Origin of the sequence: Prevotella scopos JCM 17725 (assembly GCF_018127785.1) — a bacterium.
GTDB classification, from domain to species: Bacteria; Bacteroidota; Bacteroidia; order Bacteroidales; family Bacteroidaceae; genus Prevotella; species Prevotella scopos.
On the sequence record NZ_CP072390.1, the window covers coordinates 354879 to 368419 of the forward strand.

Annotated in this window: 9 protein-coding genes and 1 pseudogene; 9 read left to right on the forward strand and 1 reads right to left on the reverse strand. The window is 41.9% G+C overall.

Annotation, left to right across the window (positions count from 1 at the left end; all coding sequences use genetic code 11):
• The first annotated feature begins 42 nt into the window (after nucleotides 1-42).
• The 7 genes from rplK to J4856_RS06805 all read left to right on the forward strand — a co-directional run bounded on the left by rplK (nucleotide 43) and on the right by J4856_RS06805 (nucleotide 11359).
• Nucleotides 43-483: a 50S ribosomal protein L11 gene (rplK, locus tag J4856_RS06775; protein WP_025838813.1), complete on the forward strand. Its 441-nt coding sequence runs from the start codon at nucleotides 43-45 to the stop codon at nucleotides 481-483.
• Nucleotides 484-504: 21 nt separating this feature from the next.
• Nucleotides 505-1197, forward strand: coding sequence for a 50S ribosomal protein L1 (gene rplA, locus J4856_RS06780; RefSeq protein WP_025838815.1), 693 nt, complete (start codon nucleotides 505-507; stop codon nucleotides 1195-1197).
• A gap of 18 nt (nucleotides 1198-1215) precedes the next feature.
• Nucleotides 1216-1734, forward strand: coding sequence for a 50S ribosomal protein L10 (gene rplJ / locus J4856_RS06785; protein WP_025838817.1), 519 nt, complete (start codon nucleotides 1216-1218; stop codon nucleotides 1732-1734).
• A gap of 64 nt (nucleotides 1735-1798) precedes the next feature.
• On the forward strand, nucleotides 1799-2176 hold the full coding sequence (rplL, locus tag J4856_RS06790) for a 50S ribosomal protein L7/L12 (RefSeq protein WP_025838819.1): 378 nt from the start codon (nucleotides 1799-1801) through the stop codon (nucleotides 2174-2176).
• Nucleotides 2177-2324: 148 nt separating this feature from the next.
• Nucleotides 2325-6134, forward strand: coding sequence for a DNA-directed RNA polymerase subunit beta (gene rpoB / locus J4856_RS06795; protein WP_025838821.1), 3810 nt, complete (start codon nucleotides 2325-2327; stop codon nucleotides 6132-6134).
• Nucleotides 6135-6162: 28 nt separating this feature from the next.
• Complete coding sequence (gene rpoC, locus J4856_RS06800; RefSeq protein ID WP_065367610.1) at nucleotides 6163-10533, forward strand: DNA-directed RNA polymerase subunit beta'; 4371 nt, start codon at nucleotides 6163-6165, stop codon at nucleotides 10531-10533.
• A gap of 496 nt (nucleotides 10534-11029) precedes the next feature.
• A complete protein-coding gene (locus J4856_RS06805; protein ID WP_025838823.1) occupies nucleotides 11030-11359 on the forward strand; it encodes a DUF3467 domain-containing protein in 330 nt (109 codons plus the stop codon).
• 271 nt (nucleotides 11360-11630) lie between these two features.
• Here J4856_RS06805 and J4856_RS06810 read toward each other — a convergent pair whose 3' ends face one another.
• Nucleotides 11631-12593 carry an IS256 family transposase, variant Zn-binding type gene (locus J4856_RS06810; protein WP_428842430.1) on the reverse strand — a complete coding sequence of 321 codons (963 nt, stop codon included), beginning with the start codon at nucleotides 12591-12593 and terminating at the stop codon, nucleotides 11631-11633.
• Between the two features lie 379 nt (nucleotides 12594-12972).
• Between J4856_RS06810 and J4856_RS06815 the strand changes: the two genes are divergently transcribed.
• Both J4856_RS06815 and J4856_RS13215 read left to right on the forward strand, forming a co-directional pair.
• A complete protein-coding gene (locus tag J4856_RS06815) occupies nucleotides 12973-13263 on the forward strand; it encodes a hypothetical protein (protein WP_025839981.1) in 291 nt (96 codons plus the stop codon).
• Nucleotides 13264-13320: 57 nt separating this feature from the next.
• Nucleotides 13321-13475: pseudogene (locus tag J4856_RS13215) on the forward strand (DUF3467 domain-containing protein); the annotation flags it as partial.
• Between the last annotated feature and the right edge of the window lie 66 nt (nucleotides 13476-13541).

The following is a 13541-nucleotide window of genomic DNA, read 5'->3' on the forward strand; positions in this document are numbered from 1 at the left end:
TATTATTCTACTATAGTTTAATTTTTAATATTAACAAAAGAAATGGCTAAAGAAGTAGCTGGATTAATCAAATTACAGATTAAAGGTGGCGCTGCAAATCCTTCCCCCCCAGTAGGACCTGCATTAGGCTCTAAGGGTATTAACATCATGGGGTTCTGCAAGGAGTTCAATGCCCGTACCCAGGACAAGGCTGGTAAAGTTCTTCCAGTCGTAATTACCTACTACAACGATAAGTCTTTCAGCTTTATCATTAAAACACCTCCAGCAGCTGTTCAGCTCATGGAGGCAGCTAAGGTGAAAGGCGGATCTGGAGAGCCAAACCGCAAAAAGGTTGCATCCGTAACTTGGGAGCAGGTAAAGGCAATTGCAGAAGACAAAATGCCAGACCTCAACTGTTTTACGGTAGAGAGTGCAATGAGACTTATTGCTGGTACAGCTCGTAGTATGGGTATCACTGTAAAAGGGGACTTCCCTGGTAAATAATTTTAAACTTCAAAAGTAAAAATGAGTAAACTGACAAAAAATCAGAAATCAGTAGCTGAGAAGGTTGAAGCAGGGAAGGCATATTCATTGGCAGAGGCATCACAGTTGGTAAAGGATATTACCACTACTAAGTTTGACGCTTCTGTTGACATTGATGTGCGTCTCGGTGTTGACCCACGTAAGGCTAACCAGATGGTTCGTGGCGTCGTGTCACTTCCATACGGAACTGGTAAAGTCACACGTGTGCTCTGTCTCTGTACACCTGATCAGGAAGCTGCCGCTAAGGAAGCTGGTGCTGATTATGTTGGTCTTGACGAATACGTTGAGAAGATCAAGGGCGGATGGACTGATATTGATGTTATTATCACTATGCCATCATGTATGGGTAAGTTAGGTCCTTTGGGTCGTATTCTCGGTCCTCGTGGATTGATGCCAAACCCAAAGAGCGGTACTGTGACTATGGATGTTGCTAAGGCAGTTAAGGATGTTAAGCAGGGAAAGATTGACTTCAAGGTTGATAAGGCTGGTATTATCCACACATCAATCGGTAAGGTTAGTATGACTGCTGAGCAGATTTGTGGTAACGCTAAGGAGTTTATCTCTACTGTTATCAAGCTGAAGCCTGCTGCTGCTAAAGGTACATATATCAAGAGTATCTTTATTTCTAGCACAATGAGTAAGGGTGTCAAGATTGATCCTAAATCAGCTGAATAACTCTAAAAGTTTTGTACAATGAAGAAAGAAGTAAAAGATACAATTATCGCTGAACTCGGTGAGAAAATTAAGAATTATCCTCATTTCTATTTGGTTGATGTAACCGGATTGAATGCTGAGGCAACAAGTTCTCTTCGCCGTAAGTGTTTCAAGAGCGAAATCAACATGGTTGTTGTGAAGAATAACCTTCTTCACAAAGCTTTTGAAGCTTCAGATGTAGATTTTGAACCACTGTATGGTTCTTTGAAGGGTAATACAGCAGTTATGTTCACACAGACTGCTAACGTACCAGCAAAGTTGTTGAAGGAGTATAAGAAGGAAGGTATTCCTGCTCTTAAGGCTGCTTATGCAGAGGAATCTCTGTTCGTTGGTGCTGAAAAACTCGAAGAACTTTCAGCTCTCAAGAGCAAGAACGAGCTCATCGCAGATGTTGTGGCATTGCTGCAGTCTCCTGCAAAGAACGTTGTTTCTGCTCTCCAGTCAGGTGCTGGCACCATCCATGGTGTGCTTAAGACTTTAGGCGAGCGTCCTGAGTAAAAAATCTAATAAAGTCAATCAGATATATTATTTTTAGAACAAAAAATTAAAAAATTAGAATAAAATGGCAGACGTAAAAGCTATTGCAGAAGAGTTAGTAAATCTTACTGTTAAGGAAGTAAATGAGTTGGCAACTGTCCTCAAGGACGAGTATGGTATTGAACCAGCAGCTGCAGCTGTTGCTGTTGCAGGTCCTGCTGCAGGTGCTGCAGGTGCCGCAGCTGAGGAGAAGACAGATTTCGATGTAGTTCTCGTTGACGCTGGTGCTAACAAGCTCAAAGTTGTTAAGGCTGTTAAAGAGGCTTGTGGTCTCGGTTTGAAGGAAGCTAAGGATCTCGTTGATGGTGCACCTTCTACTTTGAAGGAAGGCATGGCTAAGGCAGAGGCTGAGAACCTTAAGGCCGCTATCGAGGCAGAAGGTGCTAAGGTAGAGTTGAAGTAATTCTACTTCTTCACCATAAATAAACAATGGTTAGGATTTACCAAGTAGGTGAGTCCTAACCTTTTTGTGTCTTTCGACATATACAAGGGAGTTTTCCCTCTTTTAGTCCGATGCTGGACTTTAAAAATTTGAATATTTAATTTCAGTTATGGCATTAGAAAATAAACCCAGAGTAAATTTCGCCAGCGTAAAGAATCCGTACCCATATCCGGATTTCCTCGATGTGCAGTTGAAGTCATTCCGTGACTTCCTACAGCTGGATACTCCGCCTGAGGAACGCAAGAATGACGGTTTGTATAAGGTGTTCGCAGAGAACTTCCCTATCACCGATACGCGTAACAATTTCGTCCTTGAGTTCCTGGATTACTATGTTGACCCACCAAGATATTCTATTGACGAGTGTTTTGAGCGTGGTTTGACTTATAGTGTACCTTTGAAGGCTAAAATGAAGCTGTATTGTACTGATCCTGATCATGAGGATTTTGGTACTTTTATACAGGATGTGTTCTTGGGTACAATTCCATACATGACCAGCAATGGTACTTTCGTTATCAATGGCGCTGAACGTGTTGTTGTTTCTCAGTTACATCGTTCTCCGGGTGTCTTCTTTGGCCAGGGTGTTCATGCAAATGGTACAGTACTTTATAGTGCTCGTATCATTCCTTTTAAGGGGTCATGGATTGAATTCGCCACTGACATCAACAATGTCATGTATGCTTATATTGACCGTAAAAAGAAGTTGCCTGTAACAACATTGCTTCGTGCAATCGGTTATGAGTCTGATCGTGATATTCTTCAGATTTTTGATCTCTGTGAGGAGGTTAAGGTAAATAAGAAGAATGTGAAGGCAGCTATTGGTCGTAAACTTGCTGGTAACGTTATGAAGTCTTGGACTGAAGATTTCGTTGATGAAGATACCGGTGAGGTTGTTTCTATTGAAAGAAACGAGGTTGTTGTTGAACGTGAAACGACTGTTACTGATGAGATAGCAGATGTTATTATTGATAGCTCTGTATCATCCATCTTACTACATAAAGACGAAGAAGCTGCCAGCAAGTACTCTATTATTTTTAATACACTTGCTAAAGATCCAAGCCACTCGGAGATAGAGGCAGTTAACTATATTTATCGTCAGTTGCGTAATGCTGATGCTGCTGATGATGCAAGCGCACGTGAAGTATTCCAAAACCTATTCTTCTCAGACAAGCGTTATGACTTGGGTGAGGTAGGTCGTTACAGAATCAACAAGAAGTTGAATTTGGACACAGACATGGATGTACGTGTACTCACCAAGGATGACATCATTGCGATTATAAAATATCTTATCAACCTCATTAACTCAAATGCAACGGTTGATGATATTGACCACTTGTCAAACCGTCGTGTTCGTACGGTTGGTGAGCAGTTGGCTAATCAATTCTCTATTGGTCTTGCACGTATGAATCGTACTATCCGTGAGCGTATGAACGTTCGAGACAGCGAAGTGTTCCAGCCAACTGATTTGATTAATGCAAAGACCATCTCAAGTGTTATTAACTCTTTCTTTGGTACTAATCCATTGAGTCAGTTCATGGACCAGACCAACCCATTAGCAGAGGTAACACACAAACGTCGTCTTTCGGCTCTTGGTCCTGGTGGTCTTTCTCGTGAGCGTGCAGGTTTCGAGGTACGTGACGTTCATTATACACATTATGGTCGCCTATGTCCTATTGAGTCTCCTGAAGGTCCAAACATTGGTTTGATTTCATCACTCTGTATGTATGCTAAGATTAACGATCTTGGTTTTATCGTTACACCATATCGCCGAGTGCATGACGCAAAGGTTGACATGGATAACAAGGATGTTGTTTACTTAACTGCAGAGGAAGAGGAAGATAAGATTATCGGACAGGGTAATGCACCATTGAATTCAGATGGTACATTCATTCGTGATTATGTTAAGTGTCGCCAGGATGCTGATTATCCTGTTGTATCTCCTATTGATGTTGATCTTATCGACGTATCTCCACAACAGATTGCCTCAGTATCAGCAGGTCTTATCCCATTCTTGGAGCATGATGATGGTCACCGTGCTTTGATGGGATGTAACATGATGCGCCAGGCAGTACCTTTGCTTCATAATGATGCGCCTATTGTTGGAACCGGTCTTGAGAAGCAGGTATGTGAGGATTCACGTACAATGGTTACAGCTGAGGGCGATGGTGTTATCGACTACGTTGATGCTTCCACTATCCGTATTCTTTACGATCGTACTGATGATGAGGAGTTCGTTAGCTTTGAGCCAGCTTTGAAAGAATATCGCATACCTAAGTTCCGTCGTACTAATCAGAACATGGTAGTTGACCTTCGTCCTATCTGTGATAAGGGGCAGCGTGTGAAGAAGGGTGATATCCTTACTGAAGGCTATGCAACTGAGAACGGTGAGTTAGCATTGGGTCGTAACCTTGTTGTGGCATACATGCCTTGGAAGGGTTACAACTATGAGGATGCTATCGTAATTTCTGAGCGCATGGTTCGCGAAGATGTATTGACTTCTGTTCATGTTGATGAGTACTCCCTTGAAGTACGTGAAACTAAGCGTGGTGTCGAAGAATTTACTGCTGATATTCCTAATGTCAGTGAGGAAGCTACAAAAGACCTTGACGATAATGGTATAATCCGTATCGGTGCTCGTGTTGAGCCAGGCGATATCATGATTGGTAAGATTTCTCCTAAGGGTGAAAGTGATCCTTCACCGGAAGAGAAGTTGCTTCGTGCAATCTTTGGTGATAAGGCAGGTGATGTTAAGGATTCTTCATTGAAGGCTAACCCATCGTTGAGCGGTGTTGTTATTGATAAAAAACTCTTCAGCCGTGCTATCAAGACACGTGAAAGCAAGCGTCAAGACAAGAACATACTTGCAAAGATTGATGAGGAGCAGGAGGCTAAGATCAATGATTTGAAAGACCTTTTGGTTGATAAATTACTCGAATTGACAGAAGACAAGGTATCTGAGGGTGTTAAAGACTACTCTGATGCTGAGATCATCACAAAGGGAAGCAAGTTCACTGTAGCTGCGTTGAAGAACCTCGATTATGAGGGAATCCAATCAAATGGTTGGACTGATGATGAGCATACAAACCTCTTGATTCAGCAGTTGATTATGAACTTCATACGCAAATACAAGCAGATGGATGCTGAGATGAAGCGTAAGAAGTTTGCCATCACTATTGGTGATGAACTTCCTTCAGGTGTATTGCAGATGGCTAAGGTTTACATCGCTAAGAAACGTAAGATTCAGGTGGGTGATAAACTTGCAGGTCGTCATGGTAATAAGGGTATTGTATCAAAGGTTGTTCGTACAGAAGATATGCCTTTCCTTGAGGATGGTAGTCCTGTAGATTTGGTATTGAACCCAATGGGTGTGCCTTCTCGTATGAACCTTGGTCAGATTTTCGAGGCTATCCTCGGTGCTGCTGGTCGTAAGTTAGGTGTTAAGTTTGCTACTCCTATCTTCGATGGTGCTAAGCTTTCTGACTTGAAGGAGTGGACAGATAAGGCAGGTTTGCCAAATCTCTGTTCAACCTATATCTATGATGGTGAGACAGGTGAGAAGTTCGACCAGCCAGCTACAGTAGGTATCACTTACTTCTTGAAGCTTGGACACATGGTTGAGGATAAGATGCATGCTCGTAGTATCGGTCCATACTCATTGATTACACAGCAGCCACTTGGTGGTAAGGCACAGTTTGGTGGTCAGCGTTTCGGAGAGATGGAGGTTTGGGCTATTGAGGCATTCGGTGCATCTCATGTTCTCCAAGAAATCCTGACAATCAAGTCTGATGATGTCGTTGGTCGTTCAAAGGCTTACGAGGCTATTGTTAAGGGTGAACCAATGCCAACTCCAGGTATTCCAGAGTCACTAAACGTGTTGTTACACGAACTTCGTGGTCTCGGTCTGAGTGTCAAACTTGATTAATACGTACACCCCATAATAGAAGTAAAACATGGCTTTTAAGAAAGATAATAAAGTAAAGAGTAATTTCAGCAAAATTACTATCGGACTGGCTTCACCTGAGGAGATTCTTGAGAACTCTTTTGGTGAAGTAACCAAGCCAGAGACGATCAATTACCGTACCTATAAACCAGAACGTGATGGTTTGTTCTGCGAGCGTATCTTTGGTCCAACAAAGGATTATGAGTGTGCCTGCGGTAAGTACAAGCGTATCCGTTATAAAGGTATCGTATGTGATCGTTGTGGTGTTGAGGTAACAGAAAAGAAGGTGCGTCGTGAGCGCGCTGGACACATTGAACTGGTTGTTCCTGTTGCACATATTTGGTATTTCCGTAGTCTTCCTAATAAGATTGGCTATCTCCTCGGTATGCCAACCAAGAAACTTGATGCTGTTATCTACTACGAGAAATATGTTGTCATCCAGCCGGGTGTCGTAGAAGGTATGAAGAATGCTGAGACTGATGAGGATTTGAATGGTTCTCATAAGTTCGACCTTCTTTCAGAAGATGAGTACCTTGATATCCTTGACAATAAGCTCCCTGAGGGTAATGAACGCTTAGACGATTCTGATCCTAGTAAGTTTATTGCAAAGATGGGTGCAGAGGCTATCTACGACCTCCTTCAAAATATCGACTTGGATCGTTTAGCTGGCGAGTTACGTGATCGTGCAACAACTGATTCTAGCCAACAGCGTAAGACAGAAGCTTTGAAGCGTCTGCAGGTCGTTGAAGGTTTCCGCCAGTCAATAGGCGTGAATAGACCAGAGTGGATGATTATGAAGATTATCCCTGTTACTCCACCAGAACTTCGTCCATTAGTACCATTGGATGGTGGTCGCTTTGCAACCTCTGACCTCAACGATCTCTATCGTCGCGTTATCATCCGTAACAATCGTTTGAAGCGTTTGATGGAGATTAAGGCTCCTGAGGTTATTCTCCGTAATGAGAAGCGTATGCTTCAGGAAGCTGTTGATTCACTCTTCGATAATAGTCGTAAGTCATCGGCTGTTAAGAGCGAGAGTAATCGTCCTCTGAAGTCACTCTCAGATTCTTTGAAGGGTAAGCAAGGACGTTTCCGTCAGAACCTCCTCGGTAAGCGTGTTGACTATTCTGCGCGTTCAGTAATCGTTGTTGGTCCTGAGTTGAAGATGGGCGAGTGTGGTCTGCCTAAGTTGATGGCAGCAGAGCTCTATAAGCCATTCATTATTCGCAAGCTCATTGAGCGTGGTATTGTGAAAACGGTTAAGAGTGCCAAGAAGATTGTTGATCGTCGTGAACCGGTAATTTGGGATATCCTTGAGAATGTAATGAAGGGTCACCCAGTAATGTTGAACCGTGCCCCGACACTTCACCGTCTTGGTATCCAGGCATTCCAACCTAAGCTTATCGAGGGTAAGGCTATCCAGTTGCACCCATTGGCATGTACAGCGTTCAATGCTGACTTTGATGGTGACCAGATGGCTGTCCACCTCCCATTAAGTAATGAGGCTATATTGGAAACTCAGATTTTGATGCTCCAGAGCCACAACATTCTTAACCCTGCTAATGGTGCGCCTATCACCGTTCCTTCACAAGACATGGTGCTTGGTCTCTATTATATCACAAAGATTCGTCCAGGTGCTAAGGGAGAAGGTCTTACGTTTTACGGTGCTGAAGAAGCAATCATTGCTTTCAATGAGAAGAGATGTAATCTTCATGCCCAGGTTAAGGTAATCGTTGATGACCTCGTTGATGGTAAGATCCAGAAGCGTATGGTTGAAACATCTGTTGGTCGTGTTATCGTTAATCAGATGATTCCAACCGAGATCGGATTCTTCAATGGTATTATTTCAAAGAAATCACTCCGTGGTCTTATTGCTGATGTTATTAAGGCTGTCGGTATGGCACGTGCTTGTGAGTTCCTTGATGGTATCAAGAATCTTGGTTACCGAATGGCTTATGTTGCTGGTCTTTCATTTAACCTTGATGATATCATCGTTCCGGATGAGAAGAAAGACATCGTAGGTAAGGGACAGGGCGAAGTTGATCAGGTGAAGGCTAACTATGAGATGGGTTTCATTACTGATAAGGAGCGTTATAATCAGGTTATTGATGCATGGACACACGTAAATAACAATCTTAAGGAGGCTGTTATGAAGCACATGACAGAGGCTGACCAGGGCTTTAACGCAGTATATATGATGCTCGACTCTGGTGCCCGTGGTTCTGCTGACCAGATTGCTCAGCTTGCTGGTATGCGTGGTCTTATGGCAAAGCCACAGAAAGCAGGTGCTGAAGGTGCTCAGATTATTGAGAACCCAATTATCTCTAACTTTAAGGAAGGTATGTCTGTGTTGGAGTACTTTATTGCTTCTCATGGTGCTCGTAAGGGTCTTGCCGATACGGCTATGAAGACTGCCGATGCTGGATACCTAACCCGTCGTCTTGTTGATGTTTCTCATGATGTTATTATCAACGAGGAAGATTGTGGCTCACTCCGTGGCCTCGAGTGTCGTGCCTTGAAGAATGGTGATGAGGTTATTGCAAGTCTTTATGAGCGTATCTTAGGCCGTGTTTCTGTTCACGATGTTATCAATCCTTCTACTGGTGACATTCTCGTTGCAGCAGGTGAGGAGATTACAGAAGCAAAGGCACAGGCTATAGAAAACTCTCCTATTGAGATGGTTGAAATCCGTTCTGTACTCACTTGTGAAAGCAAGAAAGGTGTATGTAAGAAGTGTTACGGACGTAACCTTGCTACTGCACGTATGGTACAGATGGGTGAGGCTGTTGGTGTAATTGCTGCACAGGCAATTGGTGAGCCAGGTACACAGCTTACACTTCGTACGTTCCACGCCGGCGGTGTGGCTGGTAATGCTGCAGCCAATGCAACTATTACAGCCAAGAATGATGCTAAGATTGTGTTTGACGAACTTCGTACCGTACCATACGTTGACGATGATGAGAAGGAGTGTCAGATGGTTGTTAGCCGTTTGGCTGAAATCCGCTTCGTTGATCCTAACACTGGTATCGTACTCCTTACTGATAACGTACCTTATGGTAGTTCACTTTACTTCAAGTCTGGTGATACTGTTAAGAAGGGTGATTTGATCTGTAAGTGGGACCCATTCAACGCTGTTATTGTTAGTGAGTATGCTGGTATCCTTCGTCTTCACGATGTTATTGAGGGCGTTACTTACAAGGCAGAGACCGATGATGCAACAGGTCTTACTGAGCGTATCATCATCGACTCACGCGATAAGACAAAACTGCCAACAGTTGATATTGTTAAGGTTGGTGCTAAGAAGGGGCCTGATGGTCTTTATGCTCCATCTGATATCCTCGGAACATATAACCTTCCTGTAGGTGGTCACTTAGAGCAGGTTGTACTCGATGGTGCTGAGATGAAGACGGGTATGACACTCGTTAAGATTCCGCGTTCAGTTGGTGGTGCCGGTGACATTACTGGTGGTCTTCCACGTGTTACTGAGCTCTTCGAGGCTCGTAACCCATCTAACCCAGCTGTCGTTTCTGAAATCGATGGCGAGATTACAATGGGTAAGGTGAAACGTGGTAACCGCGAGATTATCGTGACCTCTAAGACTGGTGAGCAACGTAAGTACCTTGTAAGCTTGTCTAAGCAGATTCTTGTACAGGAACATGATGCTGTTCGTGCGGGTACTCCATTGTCCGATGGTATTATCACTCCAGCTGATATCCTGTCTATCATGGGTCCAACAGCTGTTCAGGAGTATATTGTTAATGAGGTTCAGGACGTATATCGTTTACAAGGTGTGAAGATCAATGACAAACACTTTGAGATTATCGTTCGTCAGATGATGCGTAAGGTACGTATTGACGATCCAGGTGATACAACATTCCTTGAGCAAGAACTTATTGATAAACTAGACTTCGCTGAGGAGAATGATCGTATCTGGGGCAAGAAGGTTGTTACCGATCCAGGCGACTCAGAGAATTGCTATAAGGGGCAAATTCTTTCTGTACGCAAGTTGCGTGACGAGAACTCAAGCCTTAAGCGTCGTGACCTCAAACTCGTTCAGGTACGTGATGCTGTTCAAGCAACAGCTACCCAGATTCTTCAGGGTATCACACGTGCTGCCCTCGGTACTAAGAGCTTTATGAGTGCTGCTTCCTTCCAGGAGACAACAAAGGTACTTAACGAGGCTGCTCTCCGTGGCAAGAGCGATAACCTTGAAGGCATGAAGGAGAACGTAATCTGCGGTCACCTCATCCCAGCTGGTACAGGTCTTCGCCAGTGGCAGAAACTTATCGTTGGTTCTCAAGAGGAACATGAGCGTATGGAAGCAAATAAGAAGAACATTCTTGACTTCTCTAAGCAAGAGGCAGAGGCTACACAAGAGTAATCTTTAGCCTTTCATATATAAGATAAAAAGGGGTTTGCAATCATGTTGTGAATCCCTTTTTATTTTTTATGGCTCTATAATGAATCGTGTGGGTAATTTGTCATAGAGCCTAAAAATATTGTCAAAAAAAGTATAGCCTTCAACCAAATAAGACTCGCAATTAACCTTAGTTTTAATTCACTTAATGCACATTAAATCCCTACCCTTACATATACAGCAATGGTGTTAATCCTCCGCACATGTGGTGCATACCATCCGCACCATTGGTGCTAAGCATCCGCACCACATGTGCTAAGCGCCCGCACCAAACCGGTGGAATATCAATACACAACCCACACGATTCGTTATAGAATCTTTTTTATTTAGGTTGACATAAAAGGTTTGACCTGTCTGCTTAAATTCAAAGGTTAATCTTTGTGGTTGATTTGGGCAAATCATTTTAATGTTGTATCTTTGCATAAGAGTAATAAATTATTATCTAAATCATATTAACAAAATGGACAATAACAATCAGAATCAAGAGGGACAGCAGTTGCAGATTGATCTCTCACCAGAAATCGCTAAAGGTGTTTATACAAACTTCCAGATAATCTCTCATTCAAGTTCAGAGTTTGTACTCGATTTTGCTACACTTCTACCAGGTGTTCCAAAGGCAACAGTAACAAGCCGTGTTATTATTGCTCCTGAGCACGCATTGCGTCTCCTTGCAGCTTTGCAGGACAATGTAGTACGCTATGAGAAAGAGTTTGGTAAGATTGATCGCCACGAGCCAAATCAGGAGCCACGTACGATAGCTCCATTCGGTCCTGGTAAGGTTGATGCATAAGCATCTTTTTAAGGAATAAATAATGAAGCCGTCCGAGCAATCGGGCGGCTTTCGTTTTTTGATAATCTCGAGAGATATAGAATGTGCAGTTGTCGTATTACTTGTGTCTATAGCAATAGTAGGAAATCAGTTCGTCAACCATTTGGGCGTAATGGATTTAACCTCGAAAAGCATATTTATAAAAAAAGGGCTTATGTGACAAAAGTGTGCTTATTTTAGCGTCGTTTTCTCTTATGTGACAAAAATGTGCTTAAAATCTCCCATTCCCCTTTTATTTCTTAGGAGAATGGGACTTTATAAAGTCTTGGATGAAGATCTTTCTTCTTTCCATACTGATCCCCTTGTGTAGGTTCAATTTTGTCTTTAAATCTGCATTGAGTGATTCAATGGCATTGTTTGTATTTGGCATCTTCAATTCAGGGTAATCATAGTATGTCCACAATGACGACATATTCCTTTTAAGGCTCAAAAAAGCACTACGTAGAGCTTTATGAGTATAATGTGATTTTCCATCTTCTGTTGTTGTCCGTTCCTTAAGAAAATCCTCCCACTTGGTGTACCATTCCTTTAAAGCCCCAATAAAGGACTCCTTGTCCGTATGACATAACATCTTGGATAATTCAAGCAGTTCTTTTGAAGCCTCAAGCTTGGGTCTTGAAGTTAGTTTTGTCTTTATAGTCATTACTTGATGGAACTGGCATAATTGGAATTTATAATTGGGAAAAGCTTGCCTAAGTCCCTTAAAACCATCGCATACAAGCCCTTGAATGGTATACCCAAGTGACTCCAAGTAGCTTATGCCCTCCTTATAGTCTTCAAGACGTTCATGCCTATTGATAAACTTAAACCAAAGTACATCACCAGACAATGAATCCTTCATGATAACGACACCAAAATTACGTCCCCAATAGGTGGCATCCATTAAAACCACTACAGGGCGAACAAGAAGGTTGGGAAGTTCTTCTTTATAAGATTTGGTGAGTTTTCTATAAATTGTCCTGGTTGAAACTCCGTACTCCTCTGATAGATCTTTGACTGTTAGATTACCCTTGGAATAACGATTATTGACAATGGTATTGGTAAGGCGATTATGTCCAACAAAGCTCCTCTTACAGCACTTACAATACCAGCGTTGACTACCATTAAGATGACCACGTTTTATAGTCGATTTTGAGCCACAATAAAAGCAGATTTTTTGCCATAAAAATATAAATAAAACAAAGATAATGATTATTAGATAGTTACAAGGATTTTAAGCACATTTTTGTCATATAGGCCAAAAAAAGATACCAACAAGAGGTGTGAAAGTAAGGCTTAGTCCTATAAATATGAAGCACGATAGCCAGCCCCAATCTCTCCACTTAATGATAAAGGGCATAAGTATCAGTGTAATGATAAACTCTATAAATATCCACATAATAAGATGTTCTTTTGATTTACAAAGGTAAATAAAAATGCTGTAAAAAAAAGCGTTGTAGATAATGGTTTTGAAAAATTATTACATAATTTTGAATAAAACATCTACAAATAACGGCAAAAATATATGCAAAAGACAAGTTTGTAACCGATAGTAAATCAGTTAGTTATGAGCCTGTGTAAGAAAAGGTACCTAATTGGACTTTAGAAGGGCGAAAGTAAGACCTCAAAAGGGCATCTTTTGTAAGTCAATTAGGTTTTCTTTTGAAACCAAAAGAGCATGTGTTGGTTTTGAACTGCATGAAAATAATTTACAAGTATTAGTTGACATGGGAATAAGTAGCCTCGCAGAAGACGGAAAGATACCAAAAAAATGTGATAAGGCTCTATTGATTGATTTGACTTTAGTGGATGAACCTAAAGAAAGTTCTGTTAGTAGTGTTATTTTGATGTGGAAATCTAATAGGTTTAGAGTAAAACTTTTATAGTTAGATTAGAGCAAATAACTTTAATGTATTATCATTGCGTAAAAGGAGAAAGAATTTATTGTTCTTGAGTACGCATTGCGTCTTCTTGCAGCTTTGCAGGGCAATGTGTAGTACGCTATGAGAAAGAGTTTGGTAAGATTGACCGCCACAAACCCAAAGAGCAGGGACCACGCACCATCGCTCCATTCGGCAATGGTAAGGTCGATGCATAAATAATCCCTTTAAGATTAAAATTTTAGCAGTAATTGCGCTAGCGTGTTTGAGAATGTAAGATTCTT

Bases quoted from the DNA above. Each gene is read 5' to 3' on its own strand.
- rplL (WP_025838819.1), top strand. From the start codon at position 1,799: ATGGCAGACGTAAAAGCTATTGCAGAAGAGTTAGTAAATCTTACTGTT.
- rpoB (WP_025838821.1), top strand. From the start codon at position 2,325: ATGGCATTAGAAAATAAACCCAGAGTAAATTTCGCCAGCGTAAAGAAT.
- J4856_RS06805 (WP_025838823.1), top strand. From the start codon at position 11,030: ATGGACAATAACAATCAGAATCAAGAGGGACAGCAGTTGCAGATTGAT.
- rplA (WP_025838815.1), top strand. From the start codon at position 505: ATGAGTAAACTGACAAAAAATCAGAAATCAGTAGCTGAGAAGGTTGAA.
- rpoC (WP_065367610.1), top strand. From the start codon at position 6,163: ATGGCTTTTAAGAAAGATAATAAAGTAAAGAGTAATTTCAGCAAAATT.
- rplK (WP_025838813.1), top strand. From the start codon at position 43: ATGGCTAAAGAAGTAGCTGGATTAATCAAATTACAGATTAAAGGTGGC.
- rplJ (WP_025838817.1), top strand. From the start codon at position 1,216: ATGAAGAAAGAAGTAAAAGATACAATTATCGCTGAACTCGGTGAGAAA.